Genomic DNA, 24,294 nt, shown 5'->3' with positions numbered 1-24,294 from the left:
GGACCTAGACCCGCTCGATGATGGTGGCCGTGCCCATGCCGCCGCCGACGCAGAGCGTGGTCAGGGCGGTTTGCTTGCCCGTGCGCTCCAGCTCGTCGAGGACGGTGCCCAGGATCATCGCGCCGGTGGCGCCCAGCGGGTGACCCATGGCGATGGCGCCGCCATTCACATTCATCTTGGAATGGTCGATGTCATAGGCCTGCATCAGGCGCAGTACGACGGCAGCAAAGGCCTCGTTGAGCTCCCACAGGTCGATATCGCCCGCTTCCATGCCGGCCTTTTTGAGCGCCTTGGCGGTCACCGGAACCGGGCCGGTCAGCATGATGGTCGGCTCCGACCCGATCGAGGCCATCGAACGGATCCGCGCCCGCGGCTTGAGACCGGCGCGCTCGCCCGCCTCTTTCGAGCCGACCAGGACCATGGCCGAACCGTCGACGATGCCCGAGGAATTACCGCCCGTGTGGACCCAGTTGAGATATTCGATCTCGGGGTAGCGCTGGGTGGCGACGGCCTCGAAGCCGACGAAGTCGGACATGTCCTTGAAGGCCGATTTCAGCGAGCCGAGGCCCTGCATGTCGGTGCCCGGACGCATATGCTCGTCATGGTCGAGAATGGTGGTGCCCAGCTGGTCCTTCACGGCGACAACCGACTTGGCGAAACGCCCCTCGGCCCAGGCCTGGGCGGCGCGCTTCTGGCTTTCCACGGCATAGGCGTCGACATCGTCGCGGCTGAAGCCGTACTTGGTGGCAATGAGGTCGGCCGAGACGCCCTGCGGCACGATGTAATGGTCGAAGGAAATCTCCGGGTCGACGCCCATGGCGCCGCCATCCGAGCCCATCGGCACGCGCGACATGGCTTCCACGCCGCCGCCAATGGCAAAATCGGCCTCGCCGGACATCACCTTGGCGGCCGCGACATTCACCGCTTCCAGGCCCGAGGCGCAGAAACGGTTGAGCTGGTAGCCGCCCGTGGTCTCGGCATAATTGGCATTGATCACGGCCGAGCGCGCGATATTGGCGCCCTGCTCACCGACCGGCGAGACGACCCCCATGATCACGTCATCGACGAGCGAAGTGTCGAGATTATTGCGGTCACGGATCGCGGCGAGCTGCTGGGTGGCCAGCTGCAGCGCGGTGATCTCGTTGAGCGCCCCGTTCTTTTTCTTGCCGCGCGGCGTGCGCGTGGCGTCGAAGATATAAGCTTCTGTCATGGTCACTTCCTTTCCCTTGGCGGGGTGGTTCCCTTTATCGACTGGGTATTTCTGCCCCCGCTTGCGGGGGAAGTGGCCCTTCGGCGCCTTGGCGACGGAGGGTCGAAGGGGGCGCCGCGCAGCGGCGTGTCAGTCATTGAGCGCTGACCCAATTCATGCACGGCCTCCCCGATTTGCGTGATGACGCCATCGAGATTGCGATAGACGTCGACATTATAGCACCGCAGCACCGTCCAGCCCTGGCGCTCGAGATAGGCGGTCCGGCGTGTGTCGTGGGCGATTTCTCGGTCGCTGCCATGCGTGTCTCCATCAACCTCGACGATGAGTTTGAGAGCCACGCAGGCGAAATCCGTGATGTAGGGGCCGACCGGATGCTGACGACGGAAATGCTGCCCCTCGATTTGACGCTTGCGCAGACGTGACAAGAGGATGAGCTCGGCATCGGTCATGGATTGGCGCAGCTGCACCGACCGTCGGCGTGCCCGCCGCCGGCCCCCTTCGGTTTCGCTGACGCTCAACCACTTCCCCCGCAAGCGGGGGCAGAAAGGCCGGGCCTGGGGATAGACCAGATCAATCATCCTCTTCCGCCTCGTCCTCGATCATGTGGTAGGCGACGGCGTGTTCGCCGCGTTCATTGAGGGCGTGGGCGATGCGCAGACGCTCCTCCAATGGCTTGTTCTGGGAGAGCTTGGCCTTGCCCTCCAGGCGGTCAATCTCGAACTCGAAGGGCTGGATGGCCAGCTCCAGCATGGCGCGGCGCTTTTCTTCCAATTGGGTAATGCGCCACTCGCTTTCAAAGTCCGCAATCTGCGACGAAAGCGCCCGCTCGGCCTCGACACCCTCGAGCGGCACCAGCGTACCAAAGGCGTGCACGGCGACATAATTCCAGGTCGGCACATTCTCGTGCGGCCGCGAATACCAGGTCGGCGAGATATAGGCGTGCGGACCGGTGAAGACGACCATCGCCTCCCTGCCCGCCTTGATCGCCCCGGCGGCCGGATTGGCCATGGCGACATGACCGATCAGGACCAGGCGCTCATCGGCCAGCTTGAAAGGGATATGCGTGGCCGCCAGATCAGGCTCGCCCGGAATCAGCAGCAGACCGAAATCATACGAACGCATCACCGCCCGCATCTCGCTCTCGTCTTCCATCCGGAAATGTGTGGGCGTGTACATCAGGCGGGCACCCCGGAAACGAAGCGGCGGATGTCAGTCATGAGCGACCTCCCGGCCATTTGCGTGACGCACGCACAGCATCAAAGGCCACGCTTGGCCCGCCGGACCTGATCCAGACGCCCAGCGGAAAGCCCGCACAAACCACCACGGTGAACCCGATCAGCGGCCACGGCAATCCATCGCCCAAACTGGCATGGGCGAGCGGATCGGCACCGCCCAGCACGGCATAAACCAGCGACGACAGGAGCCAGGGGCCGAACTGCATGGCGACATGGCCAGCCGCCGCCCAGAGAGCGAGCCGCCATTCGCGCAAGAACCAGCCAAGCCAAATGGCAAAACAGGTCGCCGCGACAAGCCCGATCACCAATCCCCCGCTGAGCGGGTGAAAGGGGAAAAACCCCGACGCCAACTCCACACTCAACCAAATCATCGACGCGGAAACGCCGGCCGCATAGGCGCCCGCACCGCCAGCGATCGCGGCGATGAGGAGGGAACGGGTGGAGTTGTCGCGCGCGGCGGTCATTCCCTACAGCGTCCTCGCGATCAGCAGCTTCATGATCTCGTTCGTCCCGCCATAGATGCGCTGGACGCGGCTGTCGGTCCACATTTTCGCAATGGGGTATTCGCGCATATAGCCATAGCCGCCATGCAGCTGGACGCATTCGTCCATGACTTCATTCTGGGCTTCGGAGACCCAGTATTTGGCCATCGAGGCGGTGGCGGCGTCGAGTTCGCCCTTCATCAGGCGTTCCGAGCAGTGATGGGTGAAGACCTCGGCCAGGGTCGCCTTGGTCTTGCACTCGGCGAGCTTGAACTGGGTGTTCTGGAATTTCAGGATCGGACGGCCAAACGCCTCGCGCTCCTTGGTGTAGTTGATCGTCTCGAAGAGGGCGCGTTTCATGGCGCCGACGCCCTGGACGGCGATCTGCAGGCGTTCCTGGGGCAATTGCTGCATCAGCTGGATGAAGCCCTGGCCCTCTTCCTGACCCAAGAGCGCATCGGCCGGCACCCAGACATCCTCGAAGAAGAGCTCGGCCGTGTCCTGGGCCTTCATGCCGACCTTGTCGAGCAGGCGCCCGCGACGGAAGCCCTCGACCTTGTCGGTCTCGACCATCAAGAGGGAGACGCCGTCAAAGCCCTTGGACGGATCCGTCTTGGCGACGACGATGATGAAATTGGCCGAGCCGCCATTGGTGATGAAGGTTTTCTGGCCATTGATGCGATAGCCATTGCCGTCCTTGATCGCCGTCGTCTTGACGCTCTGCAGGTCCGAGCCCGTGCCCGGTTCGGACATGGCGATGGCGCCGATCAGCTCGCCGGAAATCATCCGCGGCAGGACGGACTTCTTCTGCTCTTCCGAGCCGTAATGGGTGACATAGGGCGCGATGATGGAATTGTGCAGGCCGACACCCCAGCCGGCGGCGCCGATTTCGGCGCCTGCGGTGTGGAAGACGTATTCATGGCCCCAATCACCGCCGGCTCCGCCATATTCCTCGGGCACGGACGGGCACAATATCCCCGCCTCGCCGGCCTTGGTCCAGATCTCGCGATCGACCATGCCCTGCGCTTCCCAGCGTTCGGCATTGGGCACGCATTCCTTGGCCATGAAGGCGCGGACGGTGTCCTCGAACATCCGGACATCCTCGCGTTCGAGAAAGGCCGGACGGGGTATATTGAGTGGATCCTGAAACATGAAACGTCCTCCCCAGACGGTTCTTGTGTGACGGGCCGGACCACGTGTCGATCCTCGCCCCTTATCAACCGGAATGGTGTGGCGGGCCGGTCTCTCTTGCCGGACCGGTCCCGCCGATTTCTCGTCAGTCTGCGCCTAGAAGGCGTCGGCTTCCAGCGCCATCATCGAGTCGGCACCGGCCTCGACCTTGGCCAGGTGCATGGCCGCTTCCGGGACCCAGCGGTCGAGGAAATACTGGCCGGTCTTCAGCTTGTTGGCATAGATCGGATCGGTCTCGCCAGCGGCGATCTTGGCCGAGGCGACCTTGGCCATCTTGGCCCACATATAAGTGAGGCAGGCCAGGCCGAAGAGGCTGAGATAGTCGTGGCTGCCGGCGCCGGCATGGTCGAAATTCTTCAGCGCGTTATTCATCAGCCAGTCGGTGGCCTGCTTGAGCCTGGCCTTGGTCTCGGCCACCGCGTTCACGAAGGGCTGGGTCTGGTCATTGCCGCCCTCGGCCACGAACGCATCGAGCTCGGCAAAGAAGCTGGTGATCGGGCGCATGCCGTTCATCGCCAGCTTGCGGCCCACGAGGTCGAGCGCCTGGATGCCGTTGGTGCCTTCATAGATCAGGGTGATGCGGGCATCGCGCAGGAGCTGGGATGCGCCCCACTCCTCGGTGAAGCCGGACCCGCCATGGATCTGCAGGCCGGAGGAGACCATGTCATAGCCCTTTCCGGTCAGATAACCCTTCACGATCGGGGTCAGCAGCGCCATGTAGTCGCCGGCCTTCTCGCGCATGGTCGGATCGGAGGCCTTCTCCTCGAGATCACCCTGAAGGGCGGTCCACAGGGCAAAGCAGCGGGCCGCTTCGACGAAGGACTTCTGGTCCATCAGCATGCGGCGCACATCCGGGTGCACGATGATCGGATCGGCCGGGCCGTCCTGGTTCTTTGGTCCGGTCAGGGAGCGGCCCTGGAGACGGTCTTTGGCAAAGCCGAGCGATTGCTGATAGGCGGCCTCGGCCAGGGCATAGCCCTGCAGGCCAACGCCCAGGCGGGCCTCATTCATCATGATGAACATGATCTTGAGGCCCTTGTTCTCTTCGCCGACCAGCCAGCCGGTCGCCTCGTCATAATCCATGACGCAGGTGGCATTGCCGTGAATGCCCATCTTGTGTTCCAGGCCGCCGCATTTGAGCGAATTGCGCTCCCCCGGATTGCCATCGGCATCGGGAATGTGCTTGGGCACGACGAAGAGCGAGATGCCCTTCACGCCGTCCGGCGCGCCTTCGATGCGCGCCAGGACGAGGTGGATGATATTCTCGGCCATGTCGTGTTCGCCGGAGGAGATCCAGATCTTCTGGCCGGTGATCTTGTAGGAGCCGTCCGCCTGCGGCACGGCCTTGGTGCGCAGAAGACCCAGATCGGTGCCGCAATGCGGCTCGGTCAGATTCATCGTCCCGCCCCACTGGCAGGAAATCATCTTGGGCAGGTAGAGCGCCTTCTGCTCGTCCGAGCCGCCGGTCGCCAGCGCGGCGGCGGCGCCCAGGGTCAGGCCCGGATACATGCCAAACGCCATATTGGCCGAGGAGACCATCTCGTTGAAGGCGAGGTTGAGAACATGCGGCAGGCCCTGGCCGCCATATTCCGGATCGGACGACAGCGCCGTCCAGCCACCTTCGGCCATCTGCTTGAACGCGTCCTTCCAGCCGGTCGGCGTCTTGACATTGCCGTCCGCGTCCCGCGTACAGCCTTCCTCATCACCGATCTTGGAGATCGGGGCCAGCACGCCCTCACAGAATTTCGCGCCTTCCTCGAGGATGGCATCTACCGTGTCGGCATCGGCATCGGCGAAACCGGGCAGATCGCCATACTGGGCAATGTTGAGCACGTCATGCAGGACAAAACGCTGGTCACGAACCGGGGCGCGATACGGTGTGGTCATGATGGGTCTCCGGGGAGCGGGTGTGAATTGTTGTAATTGCGGGTGTTGCGGTCAGGGCGGCGTCACCGGGTCAGCCCGGTGACAGGCCGCTCCAGTCTTCCAGATGGGCATTGGCCAGGGCCTCGAAGGCGCGGGCGCGGCGGCGGACATCGTCCGGCGGGGTGCGGTCTTCCAGACGCTCGCGCATCCAGTCGAGCCCGGCCTCGAGCTCGGCCAGGGCGCGCGCCACATCCTCGCGCTGCTGCTGCAGCACGGTGATGCGGTGCTCGAACCGCTTGATCGCCGGCTCGAGCCGTTCACGGCCGCCCCGGTCAATCGCCTGCAGGTCGAGAATTTCCTTGATCTCGTCGAGCGCGAAACCGACCCGCTTGCCACGCAGGATCAGCTCGATCCGGGCCCGGTCCTCGGCGGAATAGACCCGGGCGGCGCCGCGACGCAGGGGATGGATCATCCCCTTCTGCTCGTAAAAGCGCAGGGTGCGCGGCGTGATGTCGAACTCACGGGCGAGTTCGCGAATGGTGAATTCACTATCGGGAGCGACAGGCTTGATCATGGGGTGAATGGTGTTCACGAAGTGACGCGAACGTCAACGTCAAATATGTGACAATCGGACGATTGCCCCTCACGCCGGCCGGGCACGCGATCACTTTCTTCCCCATCCCATGGGGATGTGGGCCGATGCGCAGCATCGGGTCGATGGGGCGGCGCGTCAGCGCCGAGGGGCCGCCATCGGCTAGGCCGACCCCTCCGTCTCGCCCTGCCGGGCGATCCACCTCCCCACGACGTGGGGAGGAAAGTCTCCGCCCAGCCCCCACACCGCCTTTGCCCCCTTTCCTTGTCCCGGCCGACACGGCACAGTCCGGCTCATGTTGCGTTTCCTTGTTTTGCCCGCCCTCGCCCTGGCCCTATTCGGCCTGCCTGCTCACGCGATGACGCAGGCGGGAGAACCTGATCCCGGCTTCTCCATTCTCGCCCAGCCGGCCGGAACGCCCGATCCGACGCCGGACCAGCCGCCACTCGATCGCTCGGCAGAGGCCTATATGGTCATTGGCCCGCACCTTGATCGCGACGCCTATCTCGCCCTGCGCACCGGCACGGATGAGCAGGTCTTGCGGACGCGCTGGCAGATCACACGGACCGCGCTTGACGGCAGCGAGCTGGGCAGGGAGCAGCGCGAGATCGTGATCGGCGACGGCTATGTCACCGAGACCGGCGAGAGCGAGCGGGTCATCCAGGATTTCCTGACCCGGCGCACCCTGACCCGGGTCCCGGCGCTTGACGGCCCGGTCATGCGCAACGAGCCCTTCGTCGCCCACATCCATCGCCAGATGAATACTTTTGCCTACTACACCGAGGGCGGCACACTGGAACAGATCACCGGTCCGGGCGGTACGGCCTTTGACCGGTTCTGGATCGAGGCCGCCATGGGCGTCCGCCTCGCCGCCGCCGAACTGGTCTCGACAGTCAGCGAGGACGGCGTCACCGAAGTCCGCCGCGACGCCGAAGGCTCGCCGGTCTTCAGCCACACCGATGACGGGTTCGGGGCGGGTCGTCCGGCCGCGCTGTTCCGGGCCTGGCTGCAGCATTCCGTCCCGGTCCATACCGACGCGCTGGCCACCCTGGTTGATGAGGGCGGCATTCCGGCCGAATTCAGCTTCCTGGTCTTCAGCCCGTCCAGCCCTGACGGACGTCGCGAGACCTGGACCCGGCTCAGCGAGCATGCGGACGAAGCCGCCTTTCCCTGGCCCGAAGGCCTGCCGCCGGCCCGCGCCGACAGCTACCAGATCGACGATCCCGCCGTGCGCCGCCTGCTCCAGGCCGGCCTTGATGCCGCCGCCCGCCCGTCCGCGGCGCCTGTCGAGGCCGACTTCCTCGCCGCAGCCGACGCGGCGCAGCGCCGCGCCGACCCGTCCGGCGCCTATCTCGCCCTCTACCAGATTTCGCACCATCAGGGCCCGTGCCGCGCCGACACGCCCTCGCCGGTCTGCAGCCGGATGAGCCAGGTCACGGCTTCGGGCATCGGCAATACCACCTTCGAATCGCTGATGAGCGGCATCAGCCAGATGCAGGGCGATCGGGCCGCGGCCATCTCGGCTTTGCGCGACCATTTCCACCGCGACGGGCTGGAGGGTGGCGCTGCCAACCTGCTTGCTGCCCAGGCCCTGGCAGCGCTTCGAACCACCCAGCCCGATGCCATGGCGGACCTCAACCTGCCGGCCCTGTTTGCCGCCGCCGCGATCGACGATCCCTATGCACCGATGGCGTTCTGGCATGGCGGTCGCTTCGTCGCGAGCCAGGGCGATGTCGAGACAGCCTGGTTGCTGTTTGACATTGCCCGCGCCCTGCCGGCCTCGCAAAGCCTGCCACCGGCCCGTGAGGCGGTGGCAATGAGCGAGCAGTTGCAGACGCTTGCACCGGGATTCTTCCTGTCGGAGCCGCCGGAGACCCGGCCAGACCCTGACGCGGAAGCGGATCGGGACCCGTCACCCCGGCCGCTCGAAAACTGAGTCGGAACGCCGACTTATCCACACATTTTACCCCGCATTAACCGAGTCAGAGCCTTGTTCAGACTCAGGTTTTCGCGCCTTTGCGTGCCGGCCTGAGATTAGGTGTGGAAACACTACATATTGGGCCTCCACCCTTGGTTTACACAATATTAACCACGGAATAGCCTTCCGCAGGTTTGGCTGAGTGAGCGAATCAAATGTCGTCTATGGGTAACCCTTGGAGCGTGAAAGGGATTGATCCCCGCGCCCGGGCGAGAGCCAAGACGGCCGCGCGCAAGGAGGGCATGACCCTCGGCGAATGGCTCAATCGCGTCATCCTGGAAGACAATGACCCATCCTCCCCGCACTGGGATGATGCGCTGGAAGCCTTCCCCGGCTTTGGTGGCCAGCAATCGCTGAGCGAAGACGAGGACAAGTTGCTGCGCGCCATGGTCAATCGCCTGTCCGAGCGCGTCGACAGCAGCGAACAGATGTCGGCCCGCACCCTAGGCGGCATCGACAAGGCGATCACCCAGCTTGCCGAAAAAATCACCAAGACCGCCGACCGCACCCAGTCCGAACTGGCGACGGCCCGCGACAGCCTCGACCGCGTCAAGAAGAGCCAGGACGCACTCGGCGACCGCGTGCGCTCGCTGGAAACCGGTGGCGGCACGGGCGCTTCGCCGGACACGGTGAAAGCGGTCGAGACCACGATCATGAAGCTGGCCCGCCGGCTCTATGAACACGAGAACGACACCGCGGCCCGCGTCCACGAAGTGGGTGACGACACCAAACGCCTGGCTGAAAGCCTGGAAGAGCGCCTCGCCCGTCTGGAAAACCGTGCCGAGGACTTCGCCGGTCTTGCCAAGACGCGCGAGGACCGGACCTCCGAGACACTGAACGGACTGCACACGTCCACCGAAATGCTCAAGGCACGCATTGAAGGCTCCGAGCGCGTCACGAATGACGCAGCTCGCCTGCTCGAGACGTCCTTTACACGCCTCGATGACCGTCTGCGCCAGCTGGAAACCCGCAATTCGTCCGATACAGTCGAGCTGGAGCGCCGCTTCGAGCGCCTCACCGATGATGTCGCCCGGACCATCGCCGAGACCCGCAACCAGGTCAGCCAGGCTCTCAACAAGGCCGCCGCCGAACCGCGCGTCGACCGGCTGGAAGACGCGCTGGCCAAGGCGCTCGACCGGATCGATACCGCTGAACGTCGCCAGGGCGACAACATGGCCCGCCTCGGTGAAGAGATCACCAAGCTGGCCGGCGCCATTGACCGACGCCTCACCGAAAGCGAGCGCCGCTCGACCGACGCCCTGCGCGAAAGCCAGTCCGAACAGAAGCTCGACCGCCGTCTCGATGAAGTCCGCCAGGAACAAAAGGACTCCATGAAGCGCATGGGCGAGGAGGTCACCCGCCTCGGCCGGGCCCTCGGTGATCGCATCGTCAAATCGGAGGAACGCTCGGCTGCCATTGTCGAGACCGCAACCGACCGCATGGCCCAGATGATGGACCGGCTGGAACAGTCCGGTCGCGAGGACAATCTGGATGACCGGCTGCGCCAGTCCGAGGAACGCACGGCCCAGCGCATCGAGGACGCCCTGTCCGGCGTCAAGGATCGCATGAGCGCGGTTCGGGCCGAGACCGAACAGGCCCTCTCGCCAGTCCAGCGCGCCATGTCTGCCCTTGCCGACCGCCTCGAGGCCATCGAGGGCCGCGGCAGGCCCGCAGAACCCGCGACAAGCTCCGATCCTGCGCCCGACCCAGAAACGGCAGCGGCTGACGAGATTGATTTCGACACGCCGCTGGCACCGCCACCACAGGCTGAAACCCCGAATGGTGGTTTCGACATGGATGGCGACGACCCTTTCCTCGCCGAGGCCGCCCACGCAGCGCCGCTCGCCGGCAAGCCTGCTGCGACCCCGATCCTGCGCGAGCAGCCAGCCCGACCCGCTCCGAGCCAGGCGGCCCTGACGCAGGCCCCGATGCCGGTCAATCAGGCCCCGGCCGCTCCGAGCCAGGCGCGCGGCCCGGTACAACCGCCGGCACAACCCGCCCGCCCCCAGCGGATGGGAGCCACCGCGGACGCAGATTTCCTGGCCGCGGCGCGCGAGCGCACCCGGGCCGGCATGCCCGGCTACATCGCCGAACACGGCGAGCAGCGCAGCGGGCCACAATCCGGCTTCGGTCGCACTTTGCTTTATACCCTGCCGGTAATCGCGCTCATCATGCTGTCCGGTGCCGGTGCGCTTCTGATCTGGGAAGCCTGGCAAGGTGATGGCCAGCGTGTCGCCGCCGAAGCCGCCGCCGAACGCAGCTTCATAGCCCAGGTCGAGGCCGACCTGTCGGGCAATGAGCGCGGCGCCAGCGCTGACGCGGCGCCGGCCGCGGCTCGGCCGGAACCGGCGGCTGTCGAGGAAACACCCGCGCCACAAGCCCGAGGCGCCGAGACAAGGGCGCCCGACGCACAAGCAACTGATGTGCCGACTGCCCAGACACGCGCTCCGGCCAACCAGGTCGCTGACTCAAGCGGCATGAGCCTGCCCGCGAGCATGGAAAGCACGGCCGCGCCGACACCGGCGCCAAACAGGGCTGCCGGACCCGACACCACCAATCAGCCCGGGCGCACCACGCTTGAAAGCGCGGCCGCCGAAGGCAATCCGGTCGCGCGCTATCAGCTCGGCGTACGCTCGCTGGAAAACGGCGATGCCGCGACAGCCGCCATCCTGCTGCGCCGCGCCGCCGAACAGGGCGTGCCCGCCGCGCAATACCGCTATGGCAAGCTGCTGGAAACCGGCGAGGGCGTCGAGATCAATCTCGAGGACGCGCGCCGCTGGACCGAGCGCGCCGCCAATGCCGGCCATCGCCGGGCCATGCACAATCTCGGCGTGATGTACTACTATGGTACCGGTGCCGCCCAGAACATGGAGATGGCTGCACGCTGGTTCCAGGAGGCGGCCCTGCTCGGTCTGCGCGATTCCCAGTTCAATCTGGCCTTGCTCTACGAGACCGGTGACGGTGTGCCGCTGAGCCTGCCGGACGCCTATGCCTGGTTCACCATTGCCGCCAGCGAGACCGACCCGACAGCATCCGAGCGCGCCGCCACCCTGGCGGAAATGATCACGCCTGAAGCTCTGGAGGCCGCGCGGACCACCGCAGCCGGCTTCACGCCGCGCCCGATTGATGGCGAGGCCAACGGCATTTACGGCAACCTCCCCTGGGAGCGTGTCGCCACAACCGACATGGCCCTTGTGCGCCGCGCCCAGGGTTTCCTGTCGGTGCTCGGTTACGGACCGGGACCGATCGACGGCCAGATCGGCGACCGGACCCGCGACGCCATCATGGATTTCGAGGCTGACCAGGGCCTGCCCCGCACCGGACGCGTCGATACCGTTCTCGTTGAACGGCTCGAGCGTGCGGCGGCGGGCTGATCGGCGGTGCAGATCTACCTCCCGATCGCGGAAATCTCAGTCAATATCTTTGTTTTGCTCGGATTGGGCCTCGGCGTCGGCTTCCTGTCCGGCATGTTCGGGGTCGGCGGCGGTTTCCTGATGACACCGCTACTGATCTTCATCGGCGTTCCGCCGGCCGTCGCCGTCTCGACCGGGGCCAACCAGATCGTCGCATCCTCGGTCTCCGGCGTGTTCCCGCACTGGCGCCGCAAGACGCTGGATATAAAGATGGGCGTGCTGCTGCTCATCGGCGGCTCCGTCGGCTCGATAGCCGGCGTGCAATTGTTTGCCCTGCTGCGCGGGCTCGGCCAGATCGACCTCATCATCTCCCTGAGTTATGTCGGCTTTCTCGGCGTCGTTGGCGGTTTGATGATGGTCGAAAGCGTGCGCTCCATCTTGCGCAACGCCAATCCGGACAAATCTGCCGCGAGGCGGCCCTTGCGCAAGCGCGGCTGGATTGACCGCCTGCCGCTGAAAATGCGCTTTCCCGCGTCCGGCCTCTACATTTCCGTCCTGCCGCCGCTCGCCATCGGACTGTTCGTCGGCACGCTGGTCGCCATCATGGGCGTGGCCGGGGGCTTCATCATGGTGCCGGCCATGATCTACATGCTGCGCATGCCGACCAATGTCGTGGTCGGCACCTCGCTCTTCCAGATCCTGTTCGTGACCGCCCTGACCACCTTCCTGCAGGCGGCCCAGAACCAGACCGTCGACATTCTGCTCGCCCTCCTGCTGACCGTTGGCGGCGTGATCGGGGCCCAGTTCGGCGCCCGGGCCGGCCGCAATGTGAAGGCCGAGGAATTGCGGGCCCTGCTCGCCGCGCTCGTGCTCGCCGTCTGCCTCAAAATGGGCTGGGACCTGGTGGTCACGCCGTCCGATCTCTTCGTGATCCTGCCGCGCGGTGCCGGGGAGGGGTTCTGAGATGATCGCCAGCCTCGCTCTCGCCCTGACCCTTCAGGGCCAGCCGCAGATCGCGACCGAAGCCCCGGGCATTGTCGCCGCCCTGACCCAGGAAACCGTCGAGATCCGCGAGGATTTCGATGGCGCAGAGCTGGTCCTTTACGGCGCGACGCGGGGCCTGACGATCCAGGACGAGATCGTTGTCGTGCTGCGCGGACCGGGCCGCGATCTGCGGGTTATGCAGAAGCGACGGAGTTTCGGCATCTGGGTCAATGCGTCGCCACTCGAGTTTGACGATGTGCCGAGCTATTACGCGATCGCGACATCGCTGCCGCTGGAGACAATCGCGGGCCCGGCGGAACTGGAGCGCAGCGGCATCGGCCTGCAGGCGATGCTGGAGGCCAATGCAACCGCGATGGAGCCCAGCTGGCTGTTGAGCGCCTCAACTCTCACTGCCGAGACCCCCGTGATCGAGCAACCGGCCGCAGCCCCCGACGGCGCTGACGTCCCGCCCCTGATCCGGCGTGACGCGGTCGCCGACTATCTGGCGGCCATCGCCCGTGCCGGGCGTCGCGACAACGTCTTTGCCGAGGCCCAGCGCGGCGTGGAAATCCTGGATGGCGGCCTGTTCCGGGCGACAATCGCCCTGCCGCCTCTGACCCCGGTCGGCAATTACGTGGCCGAGGTCTATCTCTTCCGCGACGGTCGTCCGATTGCCAGCCGTTCGGCCAGCCTGCGCGTGGAAAAGGCCGGTATCGAGCGCTTCTTCTACGAGTTCGCGCATGATCTGCCGACGATTTACGGCCTGTTTTGCGTGTTGATGGCCATGCTGGCCGGCTATCTCGCCAATCTCGCCTTCAACCGGCGCTGACCCCTTTCCAATCCGCGGCGTCTGCCTATTTCTGCATCATGAGCACACCTGCCTCCCGCCTCACCATCACCCTCTGGCTCGGTCTTGCCGGCTGGATTCCGTTCTGGCTGCCGGTCGGGCTCGCGACGCAGGCCGTGCTCTCCGGCCGCAGCGCTGCCGCCGAGACCGCGCTCTTCATCGTCTATGGCGCGATCATTCTCGGTTTTCTGGGCGGTGTGCGGTGGGGCCACGCAATGGCCCGTGCCGTGCCAGCAAGCGCGCTGACCTACGGACTCTCCGTCCTGCCCAGCCTTGCCGGGCTTGCCGCCGTGATCGCCTATTGGGCCGGAGCTGTCCTGCCCGGCATCTCGCTTGTCCTGATCGGTCTCGTCCTGCACTGGCGCTGGGACCGCCACGCAACACGATCCGGCTCACTGCCGCATTGGTATGGCCGGCTTCGAAGCCTGCTGACGCTCGGCGCGGCGCTGGCAGCGCTCGGCATGCTCGGCCTCTACGCGGCGAGCGTCTGACACGGGCCGGGCGTTCAACCCTGACATAAAACATGGCATCATGGTGCCATGGGATGGATCAGCGACCTGTCCGACAGTCTGCTGAGCTGGGTTCGCTACTGGCAATCCGGGTCGCTAACGCGCGCGCGCCGCAAGCGCTTGCTGGAGATGCTGGAAGACGAGCGCTGAACCTGGCGCAGCCTCGACCAGCTTGTGACGGCCTGCGGGTCCGACCGGGATACCGTGATCAAGGACCTGATGGCGCTGGATGCCCGGCCGCAGGCAAGGAATCCTGACATGTGGGGTCTGGCGCGACGGAATCCGCCTGGAAGCGCCTAGCGCCGGTCCGGCACACATGATTTCGCGGCAACCGCATAGATCCGTGCCCGCCCCATGACGAGGGCGCCCGGCACCCCACCGAAACAGCGGACAAAGGCCGGGTCACAGACATTCAACCCGCCGGTAAAGGCGCCGAAAGCCGGCATGATCAACCGCTCGCCATCGGTCGCAAAGCAGCGCGCCCGCACCGCCCGCCCCTTGCCGCGCACCTTCGCGCAGGGATGCAGGTGTCCGGCGACCTCGCCCGGCGCTGCCCCCTCGGTCGGCTCGTGGCGCAGGACCAGACCGCCCAGTTCAAGCGTGTGGCGTACCTCGCCGCCAAACTGCGGCGGCGGCGCCGGATCATGATTGCCCTCGATCCAGACCCAGCGCGACACACTGGCGACGAGATCTGCGAGCCGTTCGACATCGGCCCCGTCCATGCGGCGGTCGGCGAGGCGGTCATGGAAACTGTCGCCCAGCGCGATCACGGTCCGGGGCCGGTGCCGGGCGATGGCAGCGCCAAGCCGGCGCAGCGTGGTGCGCGTATCATAGGGCGGCAGCATCTGGCCGCCCATGCCATAGGACGAGCCCTTCTCGAAATGCAGGTCGGAGACCACCAGCACGCCGCGATCGGGCAGAACCAGTACACCCTCGGCATCGGCAATCGCCGCTTCTCCGGCGAGGCTGAAGGCATGATCCGCAATTGTGTCAGTCAAGCCGGAGGGCCTCCGCGATCAACTCGTCTGCGGCATCCTCGAGGATGCTGTCATGACCCTCGCCATAAACAGGTTCCTTGCCGATCTCCAGCATGACCGGCACGGCCAAAGGCGAGATCCGGTCGAGACCGACATGGCTGATCCGCCCCTTCACCCGGGTCAGCGCCTCGCCGAGGCGGCGAATGTCGAGCAGGCCGGCGGCGGCATCCTGCCAGGCGGCCCGCAGCAGGACATGATCCGGCTCGTGTTCGCGCAGCACGTCATAGATCAGGTCGGTCGAGAAGGTGATCTGGCGGCCCGACTTCTCCTGACCGGGAAAGCGGCGCTCGATCAGGCCGGCGATGACGGCACAATTGCGGAAGGTGCGCTTCATGAGCTGGCTCTCGGCCAGCCAGGCATCGAGATCATCCCCCATCATGTCCTCGTCGAACAGCGCATTGAAGTCGAGGCCGGACAGGTCACGCAGCCCCCAGACCGAGACGGCATATTCATTGGCGACAAAACCCATCGGTCGCATGCCGAGGCGTTCGAGGCGGCGGGTCAAGAGCATGCCGAGGGTCTGGTGCGCCAGCCGTCCCTCGAACGGGTAGCAGACCATGTAGTAGCGGGCCGATCGCGGGAAGGTTTCCACCAGCAGGCCGTGCGCGTCGGGCAATCGCGAACGGCTCGCCTGGAGGCTCAGCCAGTCGCGGACCTGCTCGGGCAGCTCGCCCCACTGGTCGGGATGCTGGACCATGTCGCGGACGCGCTCGGCGAGATAGGTGGAAAGGGGAAACTTGCCGCCCTGGTAGAACGGGATCTTGGGATCGGCATCGGCGGCACGGGTAACCCTGGCCGACATCTCCTCGATCGCGACAAAGCGCAGCACCTGGCCGGCGAAAATGAACGTGTCGCCGGGGCTGAGCTGTTCGACGAACCATTCCTCGACCTGCCCGAGCCGGTGCCCGCCGCGGCCGCGACCGGACACCACCACATCCAGCATCGGCGCCTCGACGATCGTGCCGACATTCATCCTGTAGCGCTGGGCGATCTGCGGCGTGCGGGCCAGCCAGCGGCCGTCCTTGCGCTTAACCAGACGCCGGAAACGCTCGTAGGTATTGAGGGCATAGCCACCGGTGGCCGTGAAATCGAGCACCCGGTCGAAAGTCTCGCGGTCGATCTCGGCATAGGGCGCTGCGCTGCGGACCTCGTCGAACAGGGCATCCGCCTCGAACCCGTCGCCGCAGCCGCGCCCCATGATGTGCTGGGCCAGGACGTCCAGTGATCCGGCCGCCAGCGGCTCGCCATCAAGCGCATTCTCGGCGACCGCCTGGCGGGCCGCCTGGCATTCCAGATGCTCGAAACGATTGGTCGGCGCCAGCAAGGCACGCGACGGAGCATCAAGCCTGTGGTTGGAACGGCCAAGCCGCTGGATCAGGCGGGAAGAGCCCTTCGGCGCCCCCATCTGGATCACCAGGTCGACATCGCCCCAGTCGATGCCGAGATCGAGGGTCGAGGTACACACGACAGCCTTCAACCGCCCCTCAGCCATTGCCTTTTCCACCTTGCGGCGCTGTTCCGGCGACAGCGATCCATGATGCAGGGCGATGGGCAGGTTGGCGTCATTGCGCGCCCAGAGTTCCTGGAAGGTCAGCTCGGCCTGGGAGCGCGTATTGACGAAGACGAGCGCCATCTTCGCTGCCCTGATGCGTTCATAGACATCGCCCAGCGCATGACGACCGGAATGCCCGGCCCAGGGAATGCGATCCGCCGGATCGAGGATTTCCACCTCGGGACGGGCGCCGGCTTCCCCGCGGACGATGCGTGCAAAGCGATCACCGCCGGCGGGCTGGGCGACGAGCCAGCGCGCCAGACCGCCCTCATCGGCAATGGTTGCGGACAGGCCGGCGCGACTGGCGTCCGGCGCCCACTGACGGATGGTGGCCAGATCGAGCGAGAGCAGGTCGCCGCGCTTTTGCGGTGCGATGGCGTGGATCTCGTCGATGATGATCCGGCGCAGGTCGCGGAAAAGGGCCTCGGCATTGGCTGTGGCGCAGAACAGGGCGAGCTGTTCCGGCGTGGTCAAAAGGATGTCCGGCGGATGGGCCCGCTGGCGCTGGCGCTTGGCTGCCGACGTGTCGCCGGTCCGCGTCTCGATGCGCAGGTCCAGCCCCATCTCCTCGACCGGGATCACAAGATTGCGGGCGACGTCGACCGACAGCGCCTTGAGCGGCGAGACATACAGCGTGTGCAGCCGGTGTGGCCGTGTCTTGCCCTGACCATGGGTCCGGGCCGCAAGATCGATCAGGCTGGGCAGGAAGCCGCCCAGCGTCTTGCCGCCGCCGGTGGGCGCGATCAGCAGGGCGTCCTCGCCGGCCTGCGCCGTTTCGATCATCTCGAGCTGGTGGGAGCGCGCCTGCCAGCCACGCGCGGCGAACCAGTCCGCAAAGCGTTCCGGCAACACGGAAGGTGCGAGATCCGGGGCTGGTGCAGTCGGCATGACGCTGTCCTGGCGCGCCTTGCGGTCCGCGCCCTTTCCCAAGGGGGGGATGACTGCCCTGAGCATCCCCCTGCCCGTTTTGCCCCGTTTTCGCCATGGTGACAGGCGAGTTTGCCATTAGCGAGGGAAATTGGGTCATGGTCAACGCCGTCATTGAACGGTTTCAACGGCTTGATGCTGCGTTCAGTGAACGCGCCAGCAAGGGTGAGTGCCTGTATGGCCGCTTCTCTGCCCTGGCCTGCATCTCCGCGACCGAAACGCCCGACGTGCTCACCGACCGCACCCTGACCATCCGCGACCGGATGAATGAAGGCCTGGGAAGCTGGCGCTCGCCGGGCCGGGCCATGCGCCTCGTCTTCTCCGCCGCCCTGGCGTCCTCCAATCGCACGGCAGACCAGTTCTTTGCCATCCGCGAAGCGCTGAACGAGCGCCGCCGCGAGCGCGGCAGCCGCATGCTCAGCCATGGTGGCTCCTGCGCCGCGCTGGCGCTCGCCGTCGCCGGCGGAGAGACGGGGCAGGTCGACACGTTTTTTGACATTCTCGACGAGATCGCCCTGCCCTGGTGGCGCCGCGTTCCGGCTCGCGAGGATGTCCTCGCGGCGACCTTTGCCGCCATGGGCGAAACACCGGACTGTGCCCGCAAGAAGCTCGACCGCGCCCGCAATGCCCTGCGCGCCGCCGGCGTACCGGGTCATCATGTCGAAGGCGCGGCCCAGGAAATCTGCCTCGGACCGATCGATCACGGCGAGATCGCCGCAGCCTGGACCAGCCTCAACACGGCGGTGCGCGGCCGGCCCGTGCTGCGCAATGGCGTCGGCAAGACCGGCCTGGCGGTTCTGGCCGCCCGCGGACGTGGCGCCGAGACAGCCGACCGTCTGGTCTCCAGCTTCGAAACCGTCAGGGCCCTGCGGCCGCGTCCGTCGGGCCAGGTTGCGGCGCGCCTCGCCATGCGCCTTGCCCAGGCCCAGACCGGCACCAGCCAGCCGCACGCCGCGGCCCGCGACCTCGCCGCCATCCTGGCTGCCCAGGCGGCGGTGATCGCTGCCGTTGCAGGAACCACGGCAGCCGTGGCCGCAGCGAGCTGAACCGGCGTGACAGGTCCGGCCTGTCCGGGCTAGGACTGGGTTGCTGCCTGCCGATGAGAGGCCGCGCGCAGGGGGGGCGTCGTGTTCAGGCAACTCAGTTCGGATCATATTGTGGCCACGCTGGAACGCCTCGCGGCGCGATGCCGTGACCGTTTCGCCAGCGCCAGCCTCAATAATGTCATCGACGAGCTGATCGGCCTCGCCAAGCGTGACCGTCGGCGCAGCCAGCGACTGTCCCGTCCCTATTTTCTCCTGCGCAGCGGTACGCTGCTCGCGGTCCTGCTCGCGCTTGCGGGCCTGGTCTACGTCGGCACCCAGGTATTCGCCTGGGCCCAGGTCAACAGCGGGCAGGCTGACGTCTTCACCGTATTCGAAGGCGTCGAAGCCGGGTTGAACATCGTCATTCTGGCAGCCGTCGCGATCTTTACCCTGACCCGGGTCGAGGAACGCCTGAAGCGCTCGCTAGCGCTGGATGACCTGCACGAATTGCGCTCGATCGCCCATGTCATCGACATGCACCAGCTGACCAAGGATCCGACAGCGCTGCTGCGTCTGGGGCCGCGCACTGCCGCCTCGCCCGAGCGGGCCATGACCGAGTTCGAGTTGGGCCGCTATCTCGATTATTGCGCGGAGGCGCTCAGCCTGGCGGGCAAGATTGCCGCGCTTTACGCCCAAAGCTCGCGCGATCCCGTCGTGATCGCCGCGGTCAATGACATTGAGAGCCTGACCTCCAACATGTCGGCCAAGATCTGGCAGAAAATCGACATCGTGCGCGGTACGCAGCCCAGCACCGCAGAGCGTGGCGACGGCTGATCAAAACGCGCTTTCCCTTGCCGGGAGAAGGGTGCTAGGGAGATTTTCAGGACTGAATGCCAAGGGGGGCAAGCCATGAATCCCGAAGACCTCATGAATCCGGAAACGCTCGCGACCCTGGTCGAGACCGGTATTGCAGCCAGCACCAATGTCGTGCTCGCCGCCATCATTCTCATCGTCGGCCTGGCGATTGCCGGCTCGGTTCGCAAGGCGATCCGCAATGCCGTGCTCAAGAGCGAGCGCATGGACGACACGCTGGGCAGCTTTTTCGGATCACTGGCCTATTACGGCATCATGGCGATGGTCGTCATCGCCATGCTCGGCACATTCGGCATTCCCACGACCAGCTTCGTCGCAACACTCGGCGCGGCTTCGCTGGCGATCGGTCTGGCCCTGCAGGGCACGCTGTCCAACCTCGCCGCCGGCGTCATGCTGATCCTGTTCCGCCCCTATCGTCTCGGCGACTGGGTGGAACTGGCGGGCACGTCCGGCGCAGTCCAGGAAATCACACTTTTCACGACGGTGCTGGCGACCGGTGACAACAAGAAAATCATCATCCCCAACGGCAAGTCCTGGGGTGACACGATCACCAATTATTCCGCCAATCCGACCCGCCGCGTCGATCTTGTCTTTTCGATCGATTATGGCGATGACATTTCCAAGGCGATGCAGGTGATCAGCGACACGATCGGCGCCGACGAGCGGGTCCATTCCGACCCGGCGGTCTTCACCGCGGTCAAGGCCCACGGCGAAAGCTCGGTCGATATCGTGACCCGCGCCTGGTGCAATACCGGTGATTACTGGGGCGTGCATTTCGATGCGATGAAGAATGTCAAAGAGGCCTTTGACAAGAACGGCATCTCCATTCCCTACCCGCATCGCGTCAATATCGCCCGCAAGGGCTGATCCGCACGGGCATCGGGGCTGCGGCCCCGATTGCGCCGCATTTGGGGGTAAGCTGACCGCATGACAGATCGCGATACATCGAGCAGCCGCCCCACCGGCCGCACCACATTCGTCCAGCGCCTGATCCGGGTCGGCTCGACCGACATCATCCGCGTCGTGGTCCTGTGTGTCCTGGCCGGCTTTGTCCTGGCCGCCTTCCACGTCAATCCACGCCGGCTCTGGGTCGACTTTTTCGGGACCATTGCGGAATCCTGGGGACGGTTCATCGATTTCCTGACCCATTCGGTGGGCTGGGCGATCGAATACTTCCTGCTCGGCGCCATCCTGGTCATTCCGATCTGGATCGTGTTCCGGGTCCTCGGTGCCCTGCGGCGCAACTGAGTCCGGCCGACATTCCGCTTTCGTTAACTATCCTCCTTTGCCGGTTGGCAAGGAAGATGGGTTACGGGATTGGCATGACATCCCTTGTGCGAAACCCGTCAAGTGCGGCCACGACCATGCCCGCCACCGACTTCCAGGCCTGCAGCGGAGCCCCGCTGCTGCTTGAGTCGAACGGCTTCCTGCGCAATATGCTGATCGGCCTCCTGCGGGATGGTGGCGCCGAAAACGTCATGATCGCCAAACGTGGCGACGCCGCGATGGCCCAGATTGGCGAACGGACGCCGAGTGTCATCATTGCGGACTGGCACGAGCATGACGATCCGGCGGAAGACCGCCTGAAACTCGTGCGGTCGATCCGCGAGACCGAAAATGCCCCCTACCGCGACACACCGATTGTCCTGATTTCCCAACCGCGCTCGCGGCGGGAAATCGAGCGGGCGCGTGATGCCGGGGTTTCCGAGTTCCTGATCACACCGATCGCCCCTGTGACGCTGCAGGACCGGCTGCGGTCACTCCACGCCCAGCCACGTGCCTTCATCAGCGCATCGCGGTTCACCGGACCCGACCGCCGAAGACGTCCGCGCAAGGCACATGGTCCGGCCTACAAGCGCATGGCCGACGTTGCCGACGACCTGACGACGCCCCTGGCCGCCGCCCGCGCCGCCGCGATTGCACTGTCCCACGAAACGCAACTCACCGGGGACCGGCTGGCCATTCGCGTCGGCCGCTCCCTGCAGCGCTTTATCACGGCAGTGCACGAATATACGGCAGTCGAAGCCGAGGTCGTCGAGATGCACCGCGCCGCCCTCGCTCAGCTCGCCCGCATGGCTGAGGACGGCAATCCGTTGCGTGAACCGGTCGTGTCCGGCCTCGAACAGGTCGTCGCCAAGCGCATGGGGCGCCGCTAAGGCGGCTTCCGGGACGGGCCGGGCTGGCTTATCAAGTCTGTCCAGACCCGCAGGATCGCCATGACCGACGACATACAGTCCCGCCTCGATTCCATCGCTCCGCTGATCGTGGACGGTTCGCCGCATGCCGTCGCGCTGGGCCTGTCGCTCAAGGCCCTGACACCCGGACGGGCGGTGATGGGCGCGCGCTATGATGAAAGCCTGGTCGGTGACCCGGATGCCGGAACACTGCATGGCGGCGTGATAACCGCCCTGCTCGACCATGCCTGCGGCATGGCGGCCTTTGCCGGTTTCGGTGCCAAGGACACACCCGCGACGCTCGATCTGCGGATCGACTATCTGCGACCGGCCAGGCCGGGCCTGGATGTCACCGCCGAGGCCAGCTGCCTCAAATCACACGGCCTCGTCGCTTTTGTCCGGGCCACGGCCCATGATGGCGATCCGGACGACCCGGTCGCCATCGCCCAGGCCGCCTTCATGATCACCAAGGCCTCCAAGGCGGCACAGGAACGTGCCCGTCGCGCCTATACCGAAGGGCGGATGGAATGAATCCGGTTCTGCTCGAAACCCTCATGGCGGCGCCCTATGTGGCCCGCTTCGGCGTCCGGCTTGACCGCCGGGGCAATGAGTTGACCGGCGTCCTGCCCTTTGCCGACCACCTTGTTGGCAATCCGCTGATCCCGGCCCTGCATGGCGGTGCCGTCGGCGCCTTCCTTGAAATCGTGGCCTCGGCCTCATTGCTCGCCAGCCAGCCGCTCGAACGCCTGCCCAAGCCGATCGATGTGGCCATTGACTATCTGCGTCCGGCGCGGGCCCAGGATGTCTATGCGCGGGCCGTCGTCGCGCGCTCCGGTCGCCGCGTCGCCAATGTCCGCGTCGAAGCCTGGCAAAACCGGATTGATGCCCCGGTTGCGACCCTGCACGGGCATTTCCTGATTACGCCGGCGCAGGGCAGTTCCGAGGCACTGTGAGCCGGACGGGTGTCGTTGGGATCCGAAACGCTCCCATTCGTCGCGCAAACCTGAATCAGGCTTACCTCGCCCTTACAAGCGCGACATTTTCTAACCGAATTCTCTCAAAGGTTTACTGAGCCGGTCAGGGCGCAGAGAGTCGGCGACGGGCAGTCTTGATGTCGTGGTGACAGGTCACAGAGGGGTGACCGGCCACGCCTGAGGAGACAGCCCCATGCTTATCACATCCATGGCCGCAATCGCTGCGAGCCTGAGCCTGACACCGATTGCTGTCAGTGCCGACAATGCGCCCAGCCAGGTCATTCACTTTCATACCGCAGACCTTGAAAGTGAAGCAGGATGGACTTCGGTCGAGAACCGTATCCGCGAAGCCACCGAACGGGTTTGCCGGCCGCACGGCCTGCACGGCATCGTTGCCATCCGTGTCCGCGAAGCGTGTTTCGATGCGACTTTCTCGGACGCGATGTCCCAGCTCAATCGCCAGCACGCCGAAGTCAACAGCCGCGACGTAGCGGTCGTGATCAGCGCGCAGTAAACGACCAGGCTTCCAGGCGGCCGCCCCGGGGGCTGGCGCGGTCGCCTGCGACGCTGTGCCCTCTCGCGCAACGGGCGCACAGGGTGCAATCTGGCCGCATGACACACACCAATGCCGTTACCGCCTATTATGACGGGCTCTGCCCGATCTGCCGACACGAGATGGCCGGCTATGTGCGGCGCGCCCCGGATCTCATCCAGCTCCACGATTGCAATGGCGACATGCCGGGCGATGTTGATCGTGACGCGGCACTCGCCAGCCTGCATGTCCGATTGCCCGACGGGCTTGTGGTCGATGGCTGGGCGGCCTTCCTGGCGATCTGGGAGCGGACACCGGGATGGGGTTGGCTGGCATGGCTGACGCGACCGGCCTGGATCCGCATCCCGCTTGACCGCGTCTATCGCCTGATCGCGCCTTACCGGCCCCGGCAGACCTGCCGTGACGATGTCTGCGCCCGCTCGGACTGACAGTCGATCCCGTCACTATACATTTTTGTATTGATGCCCAAGATCTAACTTGGCACTCTCCCTATGGACTCCCGATCAGGCCTTACCAAATAAGACCCGCCGCGCCATGCATGTTTGCATGATGCAGGAGCCCATCCTGGAGAACACCATGAGACACCCCATTTTCGTCCCCACCGTCGGCCTGTTCGCCCTGGCAACAGCCCTGGCCGGACCGGCAGGCAACAGCGCTGCCGAACCGCCGGCGCACACCCTGGCCGAGATCCCCTTTGAAGCTGCGGACCTGACCGATCCGGCGCGCTATCAGAGCCTGCGCGGGCGGATTGAGACCGCGGCCCGCAATGTCTGCCGGGCGCAATTGCTGGGCGACCTGTTGCGTCCTGTGGCGCTCACCGCCTGCATCCGCGATTCCACCGCTCGCGCCCTCGACCAGCTCGAGCTGCATCGCTCGCGCGCGCTGACCCTGGCCGAAGCCTCGACGACGGATCAGGGCTGACCTGTTCGTCT

At 65.6% G+C, this 24,294-nt stretch carries 24 protein-coding genes; 15 read left to right on the top strand and 9 right to left on the bottom strand.

Annotated elements, in window-relative coordinates:
• Positions 1 to 4 precede the first annotated feature (4 nt).
• From QZZ02_RS09550 to QZZ02_RS09520, 7 genes are all read right to left on the bottom strand, one after another.
• Complete coding sequence (locus tag QZZ02_RS09550) at positions 5 to 1,210, bottom strand: acetyl-CoA C-acetyltransferase (RefSeq protein ID WP_291843956.1); 1,206 nt, start codon at positions 1,208 to 1,210, stop codon at positions 5 to 7.
• A 2-nt stretch (positions 1,211 to 1,212) separates the two neighbouring features.
• On the bottom strand, positions 1,213 to 1,788 hold the full coding sequence (locus QZZ02_RS09545; protein WP_291843955.1) for an endonuclease domain-containing protein: 576 nt from the start codon (positions 1,786 to 1,788) through the stop codon (positions 1,213 to 1,215).
• Positions 1,781 to 2,386 carry an FMN-binding negative transcriptional regulator gene (locus tag QZZ02_RS09540; RefSeq protein ID WP_291843954.1) on the bottom strand — a complete coding sequence of 202 codons (606 nt, stop codon included), beginning with the start codon at positions 2,384 to 2,386 and terminating at the stop codon, positions 1,781 to 1,783. Before QZZ02_RS09540 ends, QZZ02_RS09545 begins: the two co-directional genes overlap by 8 nt.
• Positions 2,387 to 2,423: 37 nt before the next feature.
• Complete coding sequence (locus QZZ02_RS09535; protein ID WP_291843953.1) at positions 2,424 to 2,909, bottom strand: hypothetical protein; 486 nt, start codon at positions 2,907 to 2,909, stop codon at positions 2,424 to 2,426.
• A 3-nt stretch (positions 2,910 to 2,912) separates the two neighbouring features.
• Complete coding sequence (locus QZZ02_RS09530) at positions 2,913 to 4,079, bottom strand: acyl-CoA dehydrogenase family protein (RefSeq protein WP_291843952.1); 1,167 nt, start codon at positions 4,077 to 4,079, stop codon at positions 2,913 to 2,915.
• A gap of 135 nt (positions 4,080 to 4,214) precedes the next feature.
• Positions 4,215 to 6,005, bottom strand: coding sequence for an acyl-CoA dehydrogenase C-terminal domain-containing protein (locus QZZ02_RS09525; protein WP_291843951.1), 1,791 nt, complete (start codon positions 6,003 to 6,005; stop codon positions 4,215 to 4,217).
• A gap of 70 nt (positions 6,006 to 6,075) precedes the next feature.
• Positions 6,076 to 6,558 carry a MerR family DNA-binding transcriptional regulator gene (locus tag QZZ02_RS09520; protein WP_291843950.1) on the bottom strand — a complete coding sequence of 161 codons (483 nt, stop codon included), beginning with the start codon at positions 6,556 to 6,558 and terminating at the stop codon, positions 6,076 to 6,078.
• Positions 6,559 to 6,871: 313 nt separating this feature from the next.
• Between QZZ02_RS09520 and QZZ02_RS09515 the strand changes: the two genes are divergently transcribed.
• The 5 genes from QZZ02_RS09515 (at position 6,872) to QZZ02_RS09495 (ending at position 14,229) form a co-directional block, all read left to right on the top strand.
• Positions 6,872 to 8,512: a hypothetical protein gene (locus tag QZZ02_RS09515; RefSeq protein WP_291843949.1), complete on the top strand. Its 1,641-nt coding sequence runs from the start codon at positions 6,872 to 6,874 to the stop codon at positions 8,510 to 8,512.
• Positions 8,513 to 8,796: 284 nt separating this feature from the next.
• Entirely contained in the window at positions 8,797 to 11,928 is a 3,132-nt protein-coding gene (locus QZZ02_RS09510; protein WP_291843947.1) for a peptidoglycan-binding protein, read from the top strand.
• A 6-nt stretch (positions 11,929 to 11,934) separates the two neighbouring features.
• On the top strand, positions 11,935 to 12,870 hold the full coding sequence (locus QZZ02_RS09505) for a sulfite exporter TauE/SafE family protein (RefSeq protein ID WP_291843946.1): 936 nt from the start codon (positions 11,935 to 11,937) through the stop codon (positions 12,868 to 12,870).
• A gap of 1 nt (position 12,871) precedes the next feature.
• The gene (locus tag QZZ02_RS09500; protein WP_291843945.1) at positions 12,872 to 13,720 is read left to right on the top strand and encodes a TIGR02186 family protein; all 849 of its coding nucleotides are present in this window, start codon (positions 12,872 to 12,874) and stop codon (positions 13,718 to 13,720) included.
• Between the two features lie 38 nt (positions 13,721 to 13,758).
• A complete protein-coding gene (locus QZZ02_RS09495) occupies positions 13,759 to 14,229 on the top strand; it encodes a DUF3429 domain-containing protein (RefSeq protein ID WP_291843944.1) in 471 nt (156 codons plus the stop codon).
• 314 nt (positions 14,230 to 14,543) lie between these two features.
• On the opposite strand, the gene pdeM is transcribed toward QZZ02_RS09495, so the two are convergent.
• Positions 14,544 to 15,245 (bottom strand): ligase-associated DNA damage response endonuclease PdeM, encoded by a 702-nt coding sequence (pdeM, locus tag QZZ02_RS09490; protein ID WP_291843943.1) that lies wholly within the window; start codon positions 15,243 to 15,245, stop codon positions 14,544 to 14,546.
• A complete protein-coding gene (locus tag QZZ02_RS09485; protein WP_291843942.1) occupies positions 15,238 to 17,724 on the bottom strand; it encodes a ligase-associated DNA damage response DEXH box helicase in 2,487 nt (828 codons plus the stop codon). Before QZZ02_RS09485 ends, pdeM begins: the two co-directional genes overlap by 8 nt.
• Positions 17,725 to 17,861: 137 nt before the next feature.
• On the opposite strand from QZZ02_RS09485, the gene QZZ02_RS09480 reads away from it, so the two are divergent.
• From QZZ02_RS09480 to QZZ02_RS09435, 10 genes are all read left to right on the top strand, one after another.
• Complete coding sequence (locus QZZ02_RS09480; RefSeq protein ID WP_291843941.1) at positions 17,862 to 18,809, top strand: hypothetical protein; 948 nt, start codon at positions 17,862 to 17,864, stop codon at positions 18,807 to 18,809.
• 81 nt (positions 18,810 to 18,890) lie between these two features.
• Entirely contained in the window at positions 18,891 to 19,622 is a 732-nt protein-coding gene (locus QZZ02_RS09475; protein WP_291843940.1) for a hypothetical protein, read from the top strand.
• Between the two features lie 75 nt (positions 19,623 to 19,697).
• Complete coding sequence (locus QZZ02_RS09470) at positions 19,698 to 20,528, top strand: mechanosensitive ion channel domain-containing protein (protein WP_291843939.1); 831 nt, start codon at positions 19,698 to 19,700, stop codon at positions 20,526 to 20,528.
• Positions 20,529 to 20,588: 60 nt separating this feature from the next.
• Positions 20,589 to 20,909, top strand: coding sequence for a DUF6460 domain-containing protein (locus QZZ02_RS09465; RefSeq protein ID WP_291843938.1), 321 nt, complete (start codon positions 20,589 to 20,591; stop codon positions 20,907 to 20,909).
• A 74-nt stretch (positions 20,910 to 20,983) separates the two neighbouring features.
• Entirely contained in the window at positions 20,984 to 21,817 is an 834-nt protein-coding gene (locus QZZ02_RS09460) for a response regulator (protein WP_291843937.1), read from the top strand.
• A 60-nt stretch (positions 21,818 to 21,877) separates the two neighbouring features.
• Positions 21,878 to 22,366 carry a PaaI family thioesterase gene (locus QZZ02_RS09455; protein ID WP_291843936.1) on the top strand — a complete coding sequence of 163 codons (489 nt, stop codon included), beginning with the start codon at positions 21,878 to 21,880 and terminating at the stop codon, positions 22,364 to 22,366.
• Positions 22,363 to 22,788 carry a PaaI family thioesterase gene (locus QZZ02_RS09450; RefSeq protein ID WP_291843935.1) on the top strand — a complete coding sequence of 142 codons (426 nt, stop codon included), beginning with the start codon at positions 22,363 to 22,365 and terminating at the stop codon, positions 22,786 to 22,788. The genes QZZ02_RS09455 and QZZ02_RS09450 overlap by 4 nt, the downstream gene beginning before the upstream one ends.
• A gap of 214 nt (positions 22,789 to 23,002) precedes the next feature.
• Positions 23,003 to 23,323, top strand: a complete 321-nt coding sequence (locus QZZ02_RS09445) for a UrcA family protein (RefSeq protein ID WP_291843934.1) — start codon at positions 23,003 to 23,005, stop codon at positions 23,321 to 23,323.
• Positions 23,324 to 23,421: 98 nt separating this feature from the next.
• Positions 23,422 to 23,790, top strand: a complete 369-nt coding sequence (locus tag QZZ02_RS09440) for a thiol-disulfide oxidoreductase DCC family protein (protein ID WP_291843933.1) — start codon at positions 23,422 to 23,424, stop codon at positions 23,788 to 23,790.
• A 148-nt stretch (positions 23,791 to 23,938) separates the two neighbouring features.
• A complete protein-coding gene (locus QZZ02_RS09435; RefSeq protein WP_291843932.1) occupies positions 23,939 to 24,283 on the top strand; it encodes a UrcA family protein in 345 nt (114 codons plus the stop codon).
• The last annotated feature ends 11 nt before the right edge of the window (positions 24,284 to 24,294 follow it).

Source organism: Maricaulis sp., from assembly GCF_015665295.1.
Taxonomy (GTDB): Bacteria; Pseudomonadota; Alphaproteobacteria; order Caulobacterales; family Maricaulaceae; genus Maricaulis.
The sequence above is the reverse complement of the archived record's forward strand: the minus strand, read 5'-3'. Positions and strand labels throughout refer to the sequence as shown.